Source organism: Mesorhizobium sp. M4B.F.Ca.ET.058.02.1.1, from assembly GCF_003952505.1.
GTDB lineage: Bacteria > Pseudomonadota > Alphaproteobacteria > Rhizobiales > Rhizobiaceae > Mesorhizobium.
This window is the reverse complement of record NZ_CP034450.1, coordinates 5,021,232-5,037,641: the sequence shown is the minus strand read 5'-3', so window position 1 is coordinate 5,037,641 and position 16,410 is coordinate 5,021,232. Positions and strand designations below refer to the sequence as shown.

Here is a 16,410-nt window from a genome sequence, read left to right as displayed (position 1 = left end):
CAGGGAGCAAAAATGCGTTTCGAAGGCACCGCGGCCTATGTCGCCGACAAGGATCTGATGGTTGCGGTCAACGCGGCGATCGCGCTGGAGCGGCCCTTGCTGGTCAAGGGCGAACCGGGCACCGGCAAGACGGAGTTGGCCCGCCAGGTGGCGGCGGCGCTCGGGCTGGATTTCATCGAATGGAACGTCAAGTCGACCACCAAGGCGCAGCAGGGCCTCTACGAATATGATGCCGTCTCACGGCTGCGCGACAGCCAGCTCGGCGACGACCGCTTCAGCGACATCAGGAACTACATCAAGCGCGGCAAGCTCTGGGATGCCTTTGCCGCGGCGAAGAAGGTGGTGCTGCTGATCGACGAGATCGACAAGGCCGACATCGAGTTCCCCAACGACCTGCTGCAGGAACTCGACCGGATGGAATTCTTCGTCTACGAGACCGGCGAGACAGTTCGCGCGGCGCTGAGGCCGATCGTCATCATCACCTCCAACAACGAGAAGGAACTGCCGGACGCCTTCCTGCGCCGCTGCTTCTTCCACTACATCCGCTTCCCCGACATCGAGACGCTGCACCGCATCGTCGACGTCCACTATCCGGGCATCAAGCAGAACCTGGTGCGGGCGGCGCTCACCCAGTTCTACGAGATCCGCGACGTGCCGGGCCTGAAGAAGAAGCCGTCGACCTCCGAGGCGCTCGACTGGATCCGCCTGCTGGTCGCCGACGACATCGCGCCGGAAGACCTGCGCGCCGACCCCAAGAACATGCTGCCGAAGCTGCACGGCGCGCTGTTGAAGAACGAACAGGACGTGCATCTGTTCGAGCGCCTGGCCTTCATGGCGCGACGGCAGGGGTAAAGCCGTGCCTGAACATGTAGTGTTGGTTGTCTCCATAACACGCTGGGTCGATGACGAGCCGCAGCCGGGAATCGTTGAGTTTGAGTTCAGCGATCGGTTTGGCCGGCTATGGCGCTTCCATGAAAAGCAGAGCCTTGTTTCGTCAGAATGGCTGGATGCGAATTGCATCTATCCGAGATCCGGCGACATCCGTTGCTTGGCCCTGTCCCAAAGCCAAGACCAATACGGTCGGTTGATCGCGAAGATCGATACGTCTCAACCATACTCCGTTGAATCTCTCGAAGAGGTCAGCCGCTTTGAGGTCTTTGCCAGCCAGCTTCTGCCTGGAGCCTAGTGGTTAAGAGCAGGATTAGGCGGTTGCTCGCCGTGGACCCTTGCCGCGCTAGCGGACATTGCCCAAGCTACAGCGCAAGAAAACGGAGAGCATTCGATGTCCGAGATCACCATCCGCCCGCTCGCGCAGTCAGATCATGCCGACTGGCGGCGCCTGTGGACCGCCTACCTCACCTTCTACGAGACCACGCTGCCGGACGAGGTCTACGCCCTGACCTGGAAGCGGCTGTTCACGGAAGGCGAGTTCGAGCCGAAAGGTTTTATCGCCACGCTGGACGACAAGGCGGTGGGTCTCACCCATTATATCTACCACCGCTCCTGCTGGTCGCTGGTCAACAACTGCTACCTGCAGGACCTGTTCGCTGACCCGGGCGTGCGCGGCAAGGGCGTGGGCGCCGCGTTGATCAAGGCGGTGCAGGACGAGGCCGGCAAGATCGGGGTGAAGAACGTCTACTGGATGACGCACGAGACCAACGCCACCGCGCGCCGGCTCTACGACCATGTGGCACGGCGGACGGGCTTCATCGAATACGATCTGCTATAGATGGCCGCATGTTCCTCCCCTTCTTCCTCGAATTGAAAGTCGCGCGGGTTCCCGTTTCGCTCAGGGAATATCTGTCGCTGCTGGAGGGGCTGGAAGCCGGGCTGGTCGACTATGATGTCGAGGGTTTTTATTACCTCGCCCGCGCGGCCCTGGTGAAGGACGAGCGCCATATCGACCGCTTCGACCAAGTGTTCGCGCATATCTTCAAGGGCGTCGAGGCGCTTGGCGGGCCGGACGCCGTCGAGGTCGCCAACATCCCCGAGGAATGGCTGCGCCGGCTCGCCGAGAAGCACCTGACCGAGGAGGAGAAAAAGCAGGTCGAGGCTCTGGGCGGCTTCGAGAAGCTGATGGAGACGCTGAAGCAGCGGCTGGAGGAGCAGAAGGGCCGCCACCAGGGCGGCTCGAAGTGGATCGGCACTGGCGGCACCTCGCCCTTCGGCGCCTATGGCTACAATCCGGAAGGCGTGCGCATCGGCCAGCACGAGAGCCGCCACCGCCGCGCGGTGAAGGTCTGGGATAAGCGCGAATTCAGGAATTTCGACGACGGCGTTGAGCTCGGCACCCGCAACATCAAGGTGGCGCTGAAGCGGCTGCGCCGCTGGGTGCGCGAGGGCGCCGAGGAGGAGTTCGACCTGCCCGGCACCATCCACGCCACCGCCGAGCATGGCTATCTCGACGTCAAGACGCGGCCGGAACGACGCAACGCGGTAAAACTTCTGATGTTCTTCGATGTCGGCGGTTCGATGGACGATCATATCAGGAGCCTCGAGGAGCTGTTCTCCGCCGCCCGCGCAGAATTCCGCCAGCTCGAATATTTCTACTTCCACAACTGCCCCTACGAGCGCGTCTGGAAGGACAATCGCCGCCGCTTGGCCGAGACGATCCCGACCTTCGACCTCATCCACAAATACGGTCCTGACTACAAGGTGATCGTCGTCGGCGATGCCTCGATGAGCCCCTACGAGATCGCCCATCCCGGCGGCTCGGTCGAGCACTGGAACCCGGAGGCCGGCGGCGTCTGGCTCGGCCGCCTGCTGCAGCAATGGCCGAATGCGATATGGCTCAACCCTGAAAGCCAGAAGAACTGGGGCTACACCCATTCTATCGGGATGATCCGCGACATCTTCGGCGGCCGCATGTTTCCGCTGACGCTTGCCGGGCTCGAAGCGGCGACGAAACAGCTTTCGCGCAGGCACTAGCTCCAGCGCAGGCCGGTGGTAGGCAGAGCTGTAACAAACACCTATCTTCGTGCGAATACGACATGCCAACCAACAACGAGCCGCCAAGGCCGAGGAGATCTTCATGGACACCCACGCCTATCCCGTCACCCGCACCGATGCCGAATGGCGCGCCAGGCTGACGCCCGAGCAGTATGCCGTCATGCGCAACCATGGCACCGAGCGTCCCGGCAGTTGCGCCTTGCTTTATGAGAAGCGCGCCGGCACCTTTTCCTGCGTCGGCTGCGACCAGCCGCTGTTCGAATCGAAGCTGAAGTTCGAGAGCGGCACCGGCTGGCCGAGCTTCAACGATCCGGTGCCGGGCTCGGTCGAGACCACGGTCGACCGCAGCTATGGCATGGTGCGGACCGAATGCCACTGCTCGCGCTGCGGCAGCCATCTCGGCCATGTCTTCGAGGACGGCCCGCCGCCGACCGGCCTGCGCTATTGCATCAATGGCGTGGCGCTGAAATTCGAGCCGGCCGCCTGAGCGACCGTCCCAACTTCTGGTCTGCAAAGGGCGGCTCCGGCCGCCCTTTTTCGTTTCAAGCCACGACCGTCGCAATCAGCCACAGCGCCGAGCCGAGCATCATCAGCGACGCCTTGCCACCGCCTGACTTTTCCGCGGTTCGCCAGACGGCGAAGGTCAGGAAGAGATTGTAGGGCACCAGCGTGAAATGCACGGCCAGAACCAGCCAAAGCGGCAGCTTCAGCCCGAGCAGGATGAGCGCCAGCACCGACGATGCGATGTTGATAGCCGTGCCGACAAGCACCATGTCGCGCCAGAACAGCCGGTCGAGTGGCACCCGGCCCTGCCAGCGCGAGCGGAAGAAGCCGGCTAGGCCACCAAACTTGCTGGGCGCCGTGCGGGCCGGATGCGATTCGTCCATCGTTTGGGCTCCGCTTGCGATCATGCCGCTTCGAAAATGCCGGAGCCTGCCGTCAAAGCAAGCCCCCGCAACATGTGACGCGAATATGACACGGAAATCTGGCATCTATGCTCAAGCGGGCCGGAAACCTGTGTTCCGCATTGCCAGTCAGTCATTTTGCAGCGCCAGCATGGAGGAGTTCAAATTGAGCGATCATGTCTACAATGTGCTTTTTCTCTGCAATGCGAACTCGGCCCGGTCGATCATGGGGGAGGCCATCCTGAACCGCGTCGGCGCCGGTCGTTTCAAAGGCTATTCTGCCGGCTCGCAGCCGAAAGGAACGGTCAACCCCTATGCGCTGCAGCTGCTGGAAAGCCTGAAATACGACACCTCCTTCGCCCGGTCGAAAGGCTGGGAGGAGTTTTCCGGACCTGACGCGCCGGAGATGAACTTCGTCTTCACCGTCTGCGACAACACGGCGAATGAAAGCTGTCCGATCTGGCCCGGCCATCCGATGACGGCGCTTTGGGCGGTGCCGGACCCCGCCAAGGCATCCGGTACCGAAGCCGAGCAGCATCTCGCCTTCGCCGAAGCCTATCGCATGCTGAGCAACCGTATCGCAGTGTTCACCAACCTGCCGATGGGTTCGCTCGACAAACTGGCGCTGCAGCAGCATCTGGACGAAATCGGCCGCGACGGGTCCGGGCCAAACTGAACAGCAGGCAAGTGGGGAGAGCGAACGACCGTCGGGCCTAGGGCCGGGTTTCCCCGAGCACCACGACGACGGCCTGCTCAAAGCGCGAGCATTCCGTCACCAGCCAGTCGGCCATCGCCGGCCAATTGTCCTCGGCATAGCAATTCACCCGCCACATCGAATTGATGCCGAGGCCCTCGCAACTCTGTTCGGGCCTGAGTCTCAGCCTGCCTTCAATCGCCGGCTGGAACGGCTTCAACCGCGACCACGATTCGGTGGCGCCGAACTTCTCGTTGCGGCCGAAGAAGACGCCGACATGGTTCTGCGCCGGCGCGACATACATGGAAAGGACCAGTGCGAAATCCGGCAGACCACGCTGCCAGAACCAGGGTCCGCGGCGCGCCAGCGTGGCCCTTTCCTCAGGATGCCGCTCGGCGAACAGCGTCCAGAAGCCGCGCTGGCGGAATTCCGAGGCGCGGCGGCCACCAAAGTCGAATTCGCTCATGGTCCGATGCTCGCTGCAGCCTCCACGAGGCCGTCTTACATCACACCGCCCTGCCTGAAGGCAACTGACACACCCCGTCAGGGCACCGCAAACTACCAGCGGTATGTCAGCGATGCCGTCATGTTGCGGACCTGGCCGAGATAGCAATAGCCCTCGTTGCAAACTGTCGCGCGGGCATTGGCGATGTTGCGGACAGGCAAGGCTGCCGTGATGCCGTCATATTTCTTGTCGATGGCGCCGAAATCATAGGACGCCGAGGCATCGATATAGAACGCCGCATCGTTCTTGGCCGTGTTGGACGTGTCCGTAGCCGAGGTCGCTCCGCCAGCTATCGCGCGCGGCAGTGCCTCCAGGCTAAAGCGTGCAAGCTACGAGGCGAGGCTCCAGATGCCTCGCCTGCGTCAGTCCGAAAGAATTGCTAAGCGAACCGGGGCCGGTCTCAGACCATACCGAGCGCGGCTTTGTAGAGGTCGAGGATGGACTCTTCCTCCTGGCGCTCCGCCTGGTCCTTCTTGCGCAGCCGGACGATGGTGCGCATCGCCTTGGTGTCGAAGCCGGTGCCCTTGGCCTCGGCGAAGACGTCCTTGATGTCGTCGGAAATCGTCTTCTTCTCTTCCTCGAGCCGCTCGATGCGCTCGATGAAGGCACGCAGCTGGCCGGCGGCAACAGTCTGGCTGGTCTCGGTGATATCGTCGGCCATTTTTCTCTCCGCGTCGTTTGGCTACCGGCGACTCGCGAAGGCCGGCCGGCAAATTGGAGCGGGTTCGATGCCCGAGCAGGCGCGGCGGGTCAAGACATTATCGGTGCGGCATGAAGGGCTGCTGTCAGCCGCCATTCACAGCCTCGATCATTGTCAGGAGAAAGCGATCAGCAGATCCTTGGCATCGATCTGGTCGCCGGCCCTGACCAGCACTTCGGCGACCACGCCGTCGCGCTCGGCATGCAGCGCCGTCTCCATCTTCATCGCTTCGATCGAAAGCAGCACGTCGCCGGCCTTGACCGCCTGGCCGGCGGCAACGGCAAGAGCCGAGACCACGCCCGGCATCGGCGCGCCGACATGCGCCTCGTTGCCCGGTTCCGCCTTGCGGCGCGCCTTGGCCGCCGACGCGCCATGCGCCCTATCCGGCACCTTGACGCGCCGCGGCTGGCCGTTGAGCTCGAAGAACACGGTGACCATGCCCTTCTCGTCGACGTCGCCGATGGCAAGGCAGCGCACCACCAGCGTCTTGCCCTTCTCGATGTCGACGAAGATCTCGTCTTCCGACTTCATGCCGTAGAAGTAGGTCGGCGTCGGTAAGACGCTGACCGGCCCGTAGGTTTCCTGCGCCGCGGCGAAGTCGGTGAAGACCTTCGGGTACATCAGCCAGGAGGCGAATTCATATTCGCTGAGCTTCCGCTCAAGCTTTCCCTCGATCTCCTTGCGGCTGGCCTTGAGGTCGGCGGCTTTCAGCAGCGAGCCTGGCCGCGCGGTGATCGGCTTGTCGCCCTTCAGCGCTTTCTTCTGCAGCGCCGGCGGCCAGCCGCCGGGCGACTGGCCAAGATCGCCGCGCAGCATCGAGACCACAGAGTCCGGGAAGGCGATATCGCGTGCCGGGTTCTCGACATCGGCGACGGTCAGATCCTGGCTCACCATCATCAGCGCCATGTCGCCGACCACCTTGGACGACGGCGTCACCTTGACGATGTCACCGAACATCAGGTTGACGTCGTGATAAGCCTGCGCCACCTCGTGCCAGCGCGTTTCGAGGCCGAGCGAGCGCGCCTGTTCCTTGAGGTTGGTGAACTGCCCGCCGGGCATTTCGTGCAGGTAGACTTCCGAGGCCGGCCCCTTGAGGTCGCTTTCGAAGGCCGCGTACTGGTTGCGCACAGCTTCCCAATAGAACGAGATCTTGCGGATCCATTGCGGATCGAGGCCGGGATCGCGCTCGGTGCCCTTCAGCGCCTCGACGATTGAGCCGAGGCAGGGCTGCGAGGTGTTGCCGGAGAAGGAATCCATTGCCGCGTCGACGGCATCGACGCCGGTCTCGACCGCCGCCAGCACGGTGGCCGCCGAAAGGCCGGACGTATCGTGCGTATGAAAATGGATCGGCAGGTCGGTCGCCTCGCGCAAGGCCTTGAACAGCACGCGCGCCGCTGACGGCTTCAAGAGCCCGGCCATGTCCTTGACGGCGATGATGTGGGCGCCGGCAGCCTCGAGTTCCTTCGCCAGTCCGACATAGTATCTGAGGTCGTACTTGGCCCTTGCCGGATCGAGTATGTCGCCGGTGTAGCACATCGCCGCTTCGATCAGCTTGCCCTCGGCGCCGACCGCGTCCATGGCGACGCGCATGTTCTCGACCCAGTTCAGGCAGTCGAAGACGCGGAACAGGTCGACGCCGCCGGCAGCCGCTTGGCGGACGAAATGCTGCACGACATTGTCGGGATAGTTGGTGTAGCCGACGCCGTTGGCGCCGCGCAAAAGCATCTGCAAGAGAAGGTTGGGTGCCGCCTCACGCACTTTGCCCAGCCGCTCCCACGGGTCTTCGGTGAGGAAGCGCATGGCGACGTCGAAGGTCGCCCCGCCCCAGCATTCCAGCGACAGTAGCTGCGGCAGCGCCCGCGCATAGGTGCCGGCAATGCCGGCGATGTCATGCGTGCGCATGCGGGTGGCGAGCAGCGACTGGTGGCCGTCGCGCATCGTCGTGTCGGTGACCAGCACCTGGGTTTGCGCGCGCATCCAGGCGGCGAATTTCTCCGGGCCGAGCGCGTCGAGCCGCTGCTTGCTGCCGCCCGGCACCTTGCCGTTGAGATAGGGCACGATGGGCGCCGCGGCATCGGCCTTGGGCATCGGCCGGCCGCGCGTTTCGGGATGGCCGTTGACGCTGACATCGGCCAGATAGTTGAGCAGCTTGGTGGCGCGATCCTGCCGCTTCACCTGCTGGAACAGTTCCGGCGTCGTGTCGATGAACTTGGTCGTATAGGAATTGTCGGCGAAGCTCGGGTGATTGATGATCGCCTCGAGGAAGGTGAGGTTGGTCGCCACGCCGCGGATGCGGAACTCGCGCAGTGCCCGGTTCATGCGCGCGATCGTCTCGGCCGGCGTCGGCGCCCACGCCGTCACCTTCTCCAAGAGCGGATCGTAGAAACGGGTGATGACGGCGCCCGAATAGGCGGTGCCGCCATCAAGCCGGATGCCGAAGCCGGTGGCGCCGCGATAGGCGGTGATGCGGCCATAGTCCGGGATGAAATTGTGCTCCGGATCCTCGGTGGTGATGCGGCACTGCAGCGCGTGACCGTTCAGCCTGATGTCCTTCTGTGCCGGCACGCCCGAGTCCGGCGTGCCGATGGCGAAGCCGTCGAGGATGTGGATCTGCGCTTTGACGATATCGATGCCGGTCACCATCTCGGTGACCGTGTGCTCGACCTGGATGCGCGGATTGACCTCGATGAAGTAGAATTTGCCGGTGTCGGCGTCCTGCAGGAACTCGACCGTGCCGGCGCCGATATAGCTGGTCTCGTTGGCGATCTTCAGCGCATAGCCGCACAGCTCCTGGCGCAGCGCTTCGCTCAGATAAGGCGCCGGCGCACGCTCGACGACCTTCTGGTTGCGGCGCTGGATCGAGCAGTCGCGCTCGAACAGATGCACGGCGTTGCCTTGGCCGTCGCCGAGAACCTGCACCTCGACATGGCGGGCGCGTTCGATCAGCTTCTCGAGATAGACCTCGTCCTTGCCGAAGGCGGCCTTGGCCTCGCGCTTGCCTTCCATCACCTCGCGGGCGAGATCGGCTTCCGCGCGGATGGCGCGCATGCCGCGGCCGCCGCCACCCCACGAGGCCTTCAGCATCACCGGATAGCCAATCGTCTTGGCGAGTTCCTTGACCGCCTCCATGTCGTCCGGCAGCGGATCGGTGGCGGGCACCACGGGCACGCCGACCTCGATCGCCAGGTTGCGCGCCGCGACCTTGTTGCCGAGCCGGCGCATCGTCTCCGGCTTCGGGCCGATGAAGGTGATGCCTGCGGCGGCACAAGCTTCGGCGAACTCCGGGCTTTCCGACAGCAGGCCGTAGCCGGGGTGGATGGCGTCGGCGCCCGAAAGTCTGGCGACACGGATCACCTCGTCGATCGACAGATAGCTCTCGATCGGCCCCATGTCCTTGGCGAGGTGCGGCCCGCGCCCGACCTGGTAGCTTTCATCGGCCTTGAAGCGATGCAGCGAATATTTGTCCTCCTCGGCCCAGATCGCCACGGTTTTGAGGCCAAGCTCATTGGCCGCACGAAAGACGCGGATGGCGATTTCGGACCGGTTGGCGACGAGGATCTTCGTGATGGCCAAGGACTGGGCTCCAGGGACGGAGAGGATGGGGGCTGGCGCAATGATTAGCGTGAAAATGCTGCAGCGCAAACTAAATCGCGCGACATCTAAACCGATTTAAATCGTTTGTTTGCGCCAGAGCCGCCAATCGGCGCACGAAAGGCCCGCAAAACAAAAATGCCCGGCGCTTTCGCGCCGGGCATTTCCGGATTTCAGACGTTCGTCGGCTTATTGCTCGAAGTAGGTGTACTTGCCGTCGTCACCCTTCTTCCAGGTGTACAGCACGTAGTCGGGGCGGGTGATGTCGCCCTTGGCATCATAGCCGATGTCGCCGATCGCGGTCTTCCACGGGCCGCTCTTCTTGATCTCTTCCGCGACCTTCTGCGCGTCGTCGGCGGAGCCGACCTTGGCGGCGGCGGCGGCGACGATCTGCAGAGCGGCGTAGGAGTAGAGCGTATAGGCTTCAGGCTCGAAACCGGCGGCGCGGAACTTCTCGACGAGTTCCTTGGCGTTCGGGTTCTTGCGCGGATCCGGAGCGAACGTCATCAGCGTGCCGTTGACGGCGTCGCCGGCGATGGAGGCGAGCTCGTTCGACACGATGCCGTCGCCCGACATGAACTGGGCCTTGAGGCCCTGGTCGGCGAGCTGGCGCATGATCAGGCCCGCTTCGGTGTGCAGGCCGCCATAATAGACGACCGAGACGCCGGCTTCCTTCATCTTGGCGATGAGGGCCGAGAAGTCCTTGTCGCCGACATTGATGCCTTCATAGAGGGCTTCGGTGACGCCGTTGCCGTTGAGCGCCTTCTTGGTTTCGTCGGCGAGGCCCTGGCCGTAAGGCGTCTTGTCGTGGATGACGGCGATCTTGGCGTCCTTGAAGTTCTTGGCGAGATAGTCGCCGGCGACCTTGCCCTGCTGGTCGTCGCGTCCGCAGGTGCGGAAGGTGTTCCACAGGCCGCGCTCGGTCAGCTGCGGGTTGGTGGCCGAAGGCGTGATCACCAGGATGCCGTTCTCGGCATAGACTTCCGAGGCCGGGATGGTGACGCCCGAGTTGAAGTGACCGACAACATACTTGACGCCGTCGGCGACGAACTTGTTGGCGACCGAGATGCCCTGCTTCGGATCCGACACGTCGTCGCCGATCTCGAGCTTGATCTGCTGGCCGTTGATGCCGCCCGCCGCGTTGATGTCGGCGGCGGCCTGCTCGGCGCCCTTCTGCAGCTGCGCGCCAAAGGCGGCGTTCGGGCCGGTGATCGGACCGGCGACGCCGATCAGGATGTCAGCCCACGCGCTACCGCTGAACGCGACGAGCGCGGTCAGAGCCACGGCGGACAAGAGTGACTTTTTCATATAAACGCTCCCATTTACGGAGTGGGCGTGGATGATACTTTCATGCGATGCCCACCCTTATCGCAGAAAGCATAGTTTGCCGATTTTCAGGCACTTGTCACGCCGTTTCATCCCCGAGACGACGTTAATCATGAACGTCAGCCTTTCGGCTTCCAGCTCAATAGCGAGGCTCTTTCGTAGAGCCAATTATACTGCGTCACCATCTGGTTGGTACGCGTGTATTGATAGCCGACGAAGCCCAGTATCATCAGCACGATGGTGTCGACGATATAGTAATGCAGCGAGAACATCGTGCCGTCGAACAGCGCGTGATGGATGAACCTGATGCCGATGCCCAGTCCGAGCATGTAGAGGAAGAGCTGGAAGAAGCTGCGCCATGTCTGCGCGCTGGCCTTGCCGGTCATCCAGGCGGCCCAGCCGCCGAGCAGGCAGGTGACGAAGAAGAACTGGAAGATCGAGGGTTCCTCGTAGAGAATGCCCTGCATGATGAAGTCTCCCTAGCATGATCCCGAAAAGTTGCAGACTTTTCGGGCAAAGGTCATGCGACAATCAAACAACTTGGAGCGGAATACCGGACGCACACATTCCGCTCCAAACTCAGTGGTGGCCGCCTTCGAGATAGGCGGCGCGCACTTCCGGATTGGCGAGCAGTTCCTTGCCGGAGCCGCTCATCGTCACATTGCCGTTCACCATGACATAGCCACGATTGGCGAGCTTCAGCGCGCCGAATGCGTTCTGCTCGACCAGAAACACGGTCAAGCCTTGGGTGCGGTTCAGCTCGCGGATGGCGTCGAAGATCTGCTTGACGATCAGCGGCGCGAGGCCGAGCGATGGCTCGTCGAGCAGAAGCAGCTTCGGGCGCGCCATCAGCGCACGTCCGATCGACAGCATCTGCTGTTCGCCGCCCGACAGCGTGCCGCCACGCTGGGCGATACGCTCCTTGAGGCGCGGGAACAGCGTGAACACCTTCTCGACGTCCTCGTCATAATATTTGAGGTTGTCGAGGCTGGCGCCCATCTGCAGGTTTTCCATCACTGTCATGCGCGGGAAGATGCGGCGTCCTTCCGGCGACTGGGCGATGCGCATGCGGGCGATTTCGTGCGTCGGCAACTGTGTGATGTCGGTACCGGCAAAAGTGATAGTGCCCGCGCGAGCGCGTGGAGCACCGAAAATGGTCATCATCAGCGTCGACTTGCCGGCGCCGTTGGCGCCGATAAGCGCCACCACCTCGCCCTCGTTGACCTGCACGTTGACACCGTTCAGCGCCCGGATGTTGCCGTAGTAGGTCTCGACGCCCTTGATGTCGAGCAGCGTTGTGCCGGCCATTATTTACGCCCTCCGCGCGGCTTGGCTGTCGGGGATTTTCCGGTCGGCTTGGCCGTGGCCCGCGCCGACGGCTTTCTTGGCTGGGCGTTGGCCTTTGCATCGACCTGTTCTGCCTTGGAGGCGCCCTTCGAGACCGTGACGCGCTCGCCCTCGCTGTGGCCGATCGTATCGGTCACCGGTCCGGCGAGAAAGGAAGATGAGCTACCCGGGCCGTGCGCGGCGTCGGGGCCGGTATCGAGCTGTTCGATGACATCCTCGTCGCCGACCTCGGTCAGCACCGTCTCGACCTCCTCGTCGTCGACGCCGAGATAGGCGGCGATGACGCGCGGGTCGGTCCTGACCGACTGTGGATTGCCGTCCGAGATCTTGCGGCCATATTCGAGCACCACCACATGGTCGGAGATCTGCATGACCACCGACATGTCGTGCTCGATCAGCAGGATCGAGGTGCTTTTCTTGATGTCCATCAGGAGATCGTTGAGCGCCGCCGACTCCTTCGGATTGAGGCCGGCGGCCGGCTCGTCGAGGCACAGAAGCTCGGGGCCCGTGCACATGGCGCGCGCGATCTCCAGGCGCCGCTGCGCACCATAGGGCAGGTCGCCCGCCGGATCGTCGGCGCGGTCGACCAGGTTGGCCTTCTCCAGCCAGTGCTTGGCCAGGTCGATCGATTCGGCCGACGCCTTGCGGTAGCTCGAGAAGCCGAACAGGCCGAGCATCGTATAGCCCGACGCCTTCATCAGCTTGTTGTGCTGCGCGACCAGCAGGTTCTCCAGCAAGGTCATGCCCGAGAACAGGCGGATGTTCTGGAAGGTGCGCGCCACCTTGGCGCGCGCCGGGATCTCGTGGTTCGGCAGGCGTTCGAGCAGGTAGCTCGAGCCGTCACTGCGGTTCAGCGTGATCATGCCTTCCGACGGCTTGTAGAAGCCGGTGATGCAGTTGAACACCGTGGTCTTGCCGGCGCCGTTGGGGCCGATCAGCGCCGTGATCTCGCCCCGCCTGGCCTGGAAGGACAGGTCGCCGATGGCGATGAGGCCGCCGAACTTCATCGACAGATGCTCGACCTGCAGGATGAACTCGTTCGAGGATGGGGTCGCGTTCATCAGCCGTGGCCCTCCTTGGTGAAGGAGCCTGAGACGGCTCTTCGCTCCTTGAGGAAGGCTGTCGGCTCGCGACTGCCGACGAAGCCGCGCGGCTTCCAAAGCATGACGATGACCATGGCCATGCCGAACAAAAGCATGCGGTAGAGTTCCGGTGTGAAATCGGGACCGAAAATTCGCTTTAGGAAATCGAGTTCGCGCAGCGCTTCGGTGCCGCCGATCATCACAAGCGCCGCCACCGCGATGCCGCCCAGCGAACCCATGCCGCCGAGCACGACGATCGCAAGGACAATCGCCGATTCCAGGAAGACGAAGGATTCCGGGCTGACGAACCCTTGCCGCGCGGCGAAGAACGAGCCGGCGAAGCCGCCGAACATGGCGCCGGTGGCAAACGCGGTCAGCTTGGTCGTGGTGGTGTTGATGCCAAGCGAGCGGCAGGCGATCTCGTCCTCGCGCAGCGCTTCCCAGGCGCGGCCGACCGGCAGGCGGCGCAGCCTCACGGTGACGAAGGCGGTGAGCAGGCAGAGCAGCAGGATCAGGTAATAGAGGAAGATTTTGTAATAGGCGCTCGAAGCGGCGATGTCCAATACCTTGCCGATGTAGTTCGGATCCGAGACGTTGAACGACATCAGGCCGAAGAAGGAGACTTTCGGAATGCCGGAAATGCCGGCCGAGCCGTTGGTCACCTCACGCCAGTTGATCAGCACCAGGCGGATGATCTCGCCGAAGGCTAGCGTCACGATCGCCAGATAGTCGCCGCGCAGCCGCAGCACCGGGAAGCCGAGCATGACACCCCAGAAGGCGGCCATGCAGCCGGCGGCCGGCAACAGTATCCAGAACGACAGGCCGAAATGCGTGCCGAGCAGCGCATAGGCGTAGGCGCCGACCGCGTAGAAGGCGACGTAGCCGAGATCGAGCAGGCCAGCCAGGCCGACAACGATGTTCAACCCCCAGGCCAGCATCACATAGATCAGGATCTGGATACCGAAATTGTCGACCCATTTTAGCGAGCCTTGGAATCCACCGGCCATCGACCCAGTGTACAGCGCAAGCGCTAGGACAACGATAATCGGATAGAGCGCCAGCGCACTAACGCCCAATACGGAGAAGTGGGCTTGAATGAAACTGCGGAAATAGAACAGCACCGAAGCTAACGCATAGATGATGGCAAGCGCCCGCAAGAACCGTGCATAGCCGGCAAGATCCGGCCCCAGCAACCCATCAAGGGAGCCGGCCAACACAAGCAGCACAGCCGCTAGCACGATGGCGGCAATGAAATACGACAATTTGAAAAATCGCGTCGCCAAGCTGGACGGCATCAAACCGGTATCGACATCCGCGACTTTCAGGCCGGCCACGAAGGGCTGGACATAGGCGATGTAGAGGAAGCGTCCGACGGCGGTGAGAATCACCACGAGGGCAAGCAGGCGCCAGCGTTGCACCAGGATCAGCTCGTTGGAGATGTTCTGGTCGGTCCTCAGACCGATCAACAGCACGAACAGCCCAAGAGCGATGGCGCCGGCATAGAGCGCTTCGCGGAAAGCCTGCTGGATGGGAGTGGCGACGGCGTCGCGCTCCGGATTTACTGTGACCGCCATGAGCTCAGACCTTTTCGACTTCGGGCCGGCCCAGGATGCCGGACGGCAGGAAGATCAGCACGATCGCCAGGATCGAGAAGGCGGCGACGTCCTTGTAGTCGATGGAGAAATAGGCCGACCACATGCTCTCGATGAAGCCGATCAAGAGGCCGCCGAGCACGGCGCCGGGCAACGAGCCGATGCCGCCGAGCACGGCCGCGGTGAAGGCCTTCACGCCGGGCACGAAGCCGTCCGAGAACACCACAACGCCGTAATACATCAGGAAAAGCGTGCCGGCGACGGCAGCAAGGGCTGCGCCCATGATGAAGGTGATCGAAATGGTGCGGTCGACGTCGATGCCGAGCAGCGCGGCCATCTTGCGGTCCTGCTCGCAGGCGCGCTGCGCCCGGCCCAGCGCCGTCCTGTTGACCAGGTACCAGAACAGCGCCAGCAGCACCACCGTGACCAGCACGATAATGATCTGCTTCAGCGACACGCTAACGCCCGCGAACGTGTAGACCTGGCTGACCAGCGGCGGGATCGGCTTGTTGCGTGGGCCTTGCGTCACCTGGACGAAATTCGACAGCGCGATCGACATGCCGATCGCGGTGATCAGCGGCGCCAGCCGGAACGATCCGCGCAGCGGTCGGTAAGCCACCTTCTCGATCGTCCAGTTGTAGAGACTGGTCAACAGCATCGCCACGATCATCATGATCAGGAGCGCGATGACGACCGGCACCGAATAAAACAGCGCGCCGAGAATGAGGAAGACGATGAGGGCGGTGAAGGCCCCGACCATGAAGATGTCGCCATGGGCGAAATTGATCATGCCGATGATGCCGTAGACCATCGTGTAGCCGATCGCGATCAGCCCATAGATCGATCCCAGCGTCAGCCCGTTGATAAGCTGCTGGACGAAGTATTGCATACTGCCGTGGCTCCCCTGGAATGTCGCCCGCTTCCGGGTCGCACTCCCTTTTCGTATTTCCCCTAGTCGTAAAGTTTCGAGCCCGGATTGCAACGTGATTTTTCAATCGCCTCGCGTGTTTTGGAAGCACGCCGTCCGATTGCCCGTTTTTCGCTATCCGACCCCTGGACTATCGCGGACCCTATCATTGGCATAACGCAATGTCTTTGACGATTCAGCCGCATGATGCGCGTAGTTTCGAAGAAATCGCCGTCAAGATTAGGTGATGAGAAGATTTCTTGCGCCACCGATAGTCGTGCGTTTCGCGCATCCGCTCCTTCTACAGCGTTCGGGATTCTTCTGATATGACACTTATGTGACGGCGAGCCGGCGTGCCCCAGCGGCCCTGCTCGCCGTGGTGGTTCCGGGCGCGAAATTCAGTAGGCGGAGCCGCCTTCGCCACTCAGACTGTGCCGTTCAGTGCCGTTGAGCGGCGGATTGAAGACGCTGACCAGCACCATGTCGCCAGCGCCGTCGGCGCGCAGATAGTGATCGTCGTGCGCATCGAGCACGTAGATGGTTCCGGGCTCAATGCGATGGATGGCGCCGGACATGTCCTCGACTTCGCCGCTGCCGGAAATGCAATAGCAGGCTTCGAGATGCCGCCGGTATTGCAGGCGCGACTCGCTCCCTGCCCGCACCACGGTATGACAGACGGTGAATCCCATGCCGTCCCTCTGGGTCAGCAGCCGGTGGCTGGTGCCGTTGCCCCAGTCGACGAAGAAGTCAGTTTTTTCTACATCGGCCAATTGCCTGGTGAACATGGCATTCTCTCTCTATGAAAGGCGTGG

At 62.7% G+C, this 16,410-nt stretch carries 16 protein-coding genes and 2 pseudogenes; 6 read left to right on the top strand and 12 right to left on the bottom strand.

Annotation, left to right across the window (positions count from 1 at the left end):
- Positions 1 to 12 precede the first annotated feature (12 nt).
- The 5 genes from EJ073_RS24420 (at position 13) to msrB (ending at position 3,436) form a co-directional block, all read left to right on the top strand.
- Positions 13 to 852, top strand: a complete 840-nt coding sequence (locus tag EJ073_RS24420; protein WP_126057836.1) for a MoxR family ATPase — start codon at positions 13 to 15, stop codon at positions 850 to 852.
- A 4-nt stretch (positions 853 to 856) separates the two neighbouring features.
- The gene (locus tag EJ073_RS24415) at positions 857 to 1,186 is read left to right on the top strand and encodes a hypothetical protein (RefSeq protein WP_126057835.1); all 330 of its coding nucleotides are present in this window, start codon (positions 857 to 859) and stop codon (positions 1,184 to 1,186) included.
- A 96-nt stretch (positions 1,187 to 1,282) separates the two neighbouring features.
- On the top strand, positions 1,283 to 1,729 hold the full coding sequence (locus EJ073_RS24410) for a GNAT family N-acetyltransferase (protein ID WP_126057834.1): 447 nt from the start codon (positions 1,283 to 1,285) through the stop codon (positions 1,727 to 1,729).
- A gap of 8 nt (positions 1,730 to 1,737) precedes the next feature.
- The gene (locus EJ073_RS24405; protein WP_126057833.1) at positions 1,738 to 2,928 is read left to right on the top strand and encodes a VWA domain-containing protein; all 1,191 of its coding nucleotides are present in this window, start codon (positions 1,738 to 1,740) and stop codon (positions 2,926 to 2,928) included.
- Between the two features lie 103 nt (positions 2,929 to 3,031).
- The gene (gene msrB, locus EJ073_RS24400) at positions 3,032 to 3,436 is read left to right on the top strand and encodes a peptide-methionine (R)-S-oxide reductase MsrB (protein ID WP_126057832.1); all 405 of its coding nucleotides are present in this window, start codon (positions 3,032 to 3,034) and stop codon (positions 3,434 to 3,436) included.
- A gap of 55 nt (positions 3,437 to 3,491) precedes the next feature.
- On the opposite strand, the gene EJ073_RS24395 is transcribed toward msrB, so the two are convergent.
- Positions 3,492 to 3,836 carry a hypothetical protein gene (locus EJ073_RS24395; RefSeq protein WP_126057831.1) on the bottom strand — a complete coding sequence of 115 codons (345 nt, stop codon included), beginning with the start codon at positions 3,834 to 3,836 and terminating at the stop codon, positions 3,492 to 3,494.
- Between the two features lie 184 nt (positions 3,837 to 4,020).
- Here EJ073_RS24395 and EJ073_RS24390 point away from each other — a divergent pair, with 184 nt between their 5' ends.
- Positions 4,021 to 4,530 (top strand): arsenate reductase ArsC, encoded by a 510-nt coding sequence (locus EJ073_RS24390; protein ID WP_189347377.1) that lies wholly within the window; start codon positions 4,021 to 4,023, stop codon positions 4,528 to 4,530.
- A gap of 37 nt (positions 4,531 to 4,567) precedes the next feature.
- On the opposite strand, the gene EJ073_RS24385 is transcribed toward EJ073_RS24390, so the two are convergent.
- The 11 genes and pseudogenes from EJ073_RS24385 to EJ073_RS24335 all read right to left on the bottom strand — a co-directional run bounded on the left by EJ073_RS24385 (position 4,568) and on the right by EJ073_RS24335 (position 16,383).
- The gene (locus EJ073_RS24385) at positions 4,568 to 5,014 is read right to left on the bottom strand and encodes a hypothetical protein (RefSeq protein ID WP_126057829.1); all 447 of its coding nucleotides are present in this window, start codon (positions 5,012 to 5,014) and stop codon (positions 4,568 to 4,570) included.
- 92 nt (positions 5,015 to 5,106) lie between these two features.
- Positions 5,107 to 5,322 (bottom strand): annotated as a pseudogene (locus EJ073_RS24380) (hypothetical protein); the annotation flags it as partial.
- Between the two features lie 131 nt (positions 5,323 to 5,453).
- Entirely contained in the window at positions 5,454 to 5,714 is a 261-nt protein-coding gene (locus EJ073_RS24375; protein ID WP_126057828.1) for a DUF2312 domain-containing protein, read from the bottom strand.
- Between the two features lie 153 nt (positions 5,715 to 5,867).
- The gene (gene pyc / locus EJ073_RS24370; protein ID WP_126057827.1) at positions 5,868 to 9,326 is read right to left on the bottom strand and encodes a pyruvate carboxylase; all 3,459 of its coding nucleotides are present in this window, start codon (positions 9,324 to 9,326) and stop codon (positions 5,868 to 5,870) included.
- A gap of 207 nt (positions 9,327 to 9,533) precedes the next feature.
- Positions 9,534 to 10,652, bottom strand: a complete 1,119-nt coding sequence (locus EJ073_RS24365; protein ID WP_126057826.1) for a branched-chain amino acid ABC transporter substrate-binding protein — start codon at positions 10,650 to 10,652, stop codon at positions 9,534 to 9,536.
- Positions 10,653 to 10,789: 137 nt separating this feature from the next.
- Complete coding sequence (locus EJ073_RS24360; RefSeq protein ID WP_126057825.1) at positions 10,790 to 11,137, bottom strand: DUF6867 family protein; 348 nt, start codon at positions 11,135 to 11,137, stop codon at positions 10,790 to 10,792.
- A 112-nt stretch (positions 11,138 to 11,249) separates the two neighbouring features.
- Complete coding sequence (locus tag EJ073_RS24355) at positions 11,250 to 11,978, bottom strand: ABC transporter ATP-binding protein (protein WP_126057824.1); 729 nt, start codon at positions 11,976 to 11,978, stop codon at positions 11,250 to 11,252.
- A 92-nt stretch (positions 11,979 to 12,070) separates the two neighbouring features.
- Positions 12,071 to 13,078 (bottom strand): annotated as a pseudogene (locus tag EJ073_RS24350) (ABC transporter ATP-binding protein); the annotation flags it as partial.
- On the bottom strand, positions 13,078 to 14,673 hold the full coding sequence (gene livM / locus EJ073_RS24345; RefSeq protein WP_126057822.1) for a high-affinity branched-chain amino acid ABC transporter permease LivM: 1,596 nt from the start codon (positions 14,671 to 14,673) through the stop codon (positions 13,078 to 13,080). The pseudogene EJ073_RS24350 and the gene livM, both read right to left, overlap by 1 nt.
- 4 nt (positions 14,674 to 14,677) lie before the next feature.
- The gene (locus EJ073_RS24340; protein ID WP_126057821.1) at positions 14,678 to 15,580 is read right to left on the bottom strand and encodes a branched-chain amino acid ABC transporter permease LivH; all 903 of its coding nucleotides are present in this window, start codon (positions 15,578 to 15,580) and stop codon (positions 14,678 to 14,680) included.
- A gap of 416 nt (positions 15,581 to 15,996) precedes the next feature.
- On the bottom strand, positions 15,997 to 16,383 hold the full coding sequence (locus EJ073_RS24335) for an ectoine synthase (RefSeq protein WP_126057820.1): 387 nt from the start codon (positions 16,381 to 16,383) through the stop codon (positions 15,997 to 15,999).
- Positions 16,384 to 16,410 lie beyond the last annotated feature (27 nt).

Bases quoted from the DNA above. Each gene is read 5' to 3' on its own strand.
- EJ073_RS24420 (WP_126057836.1), top strand. From the start codon at position 13: ATGCGTTTCGAAGGCACCGCGGCCTATGTCGCCGACAAGGATCTGATG.
- EJ073_RS24410 (WP_126057834.1), top strand. From the start codon at position 1,283: ATGTCCGAGATCACCATCCGCCCGCTCGCGCAGTCAGATCATGCCGAC.
- EJ073_RS24405 (WP_126057833.1), top strand. From the start codon at position 1,738: ATGTTCCTCCCCTTCTTCCTCGAATTGAAAGTCGCGCGGGTTCCCGTT.
- msrB (WP_126057832.1), top strand. From the start codon at position 3,032: ATGGACACCCACGCCTATCCCGTCACCCGCACCGATGCCGAATGGCGC.
- EJ073_RS24395 (WP_126057831.1), bottom strand. From the start codon at position 3,836: ATGGACGAATCGCATCCGGCCCGCACGGCGCCCAGCAAGTTTGGTGGC.
- EJ073_RS24385 (WP_126057829.1), bottom strand. From the start codon at position 5,014: ATGAGCGAATTCGACTTTGGTGGCCGCCGCGCCTCGGAATTCCGCCAG.
- EJ073_RS24375 (WP_126057828.1), bottom strand. From the start codon at position 5,714: ATGGCCGACGATATCACCGAGACCAGCCAGACTGTTGCCGCCGGCCAG.
- EJ073_RS24365 (WP_126057826.1), bottom strand. From the start codon at position 10,652: ATGAAAAAGTCACTCTTGTCCGCCGTGGCTCTGACCGCGCTCGTCGCG.
- EJ073_RS24360 (WP_126057825.1), bottom strand. From the start codon at position 11,137: ATGCAGGGCATTCTCTACGAGGAACCCTCGATCTTCCAGTTCTTCTTC.
- EJ073_RS24355 (WP_126057824.1), bottom strand. From the start codon at position 11,978: ATGGCCGGCACAACGCTGCTCGACATCAAGGGCGTCGAGACCTACTAC.
- livM (WP_126057822.1), bottom strand. From the start codon at position 14,673: ATGGCGGTCACAGTAAATCCGGAGCGCGACGCCGTCGCCACTCCCATC.
- EJ073_RS24340 (WP_126057821.1), bottom strand. From the start codon at position 15,580: ATGCAATACTTCGTCCAGCAGCTTATCAACGGGCTGACGCTGGGATCG.
- EJ073_RS24335 (WP_126057820.1), bottom strand. From the start codon at position 16,383: ATGTTCACCAGGCAATTGGCCGATGTAGAAAAAACTGACTTCTTCGTC.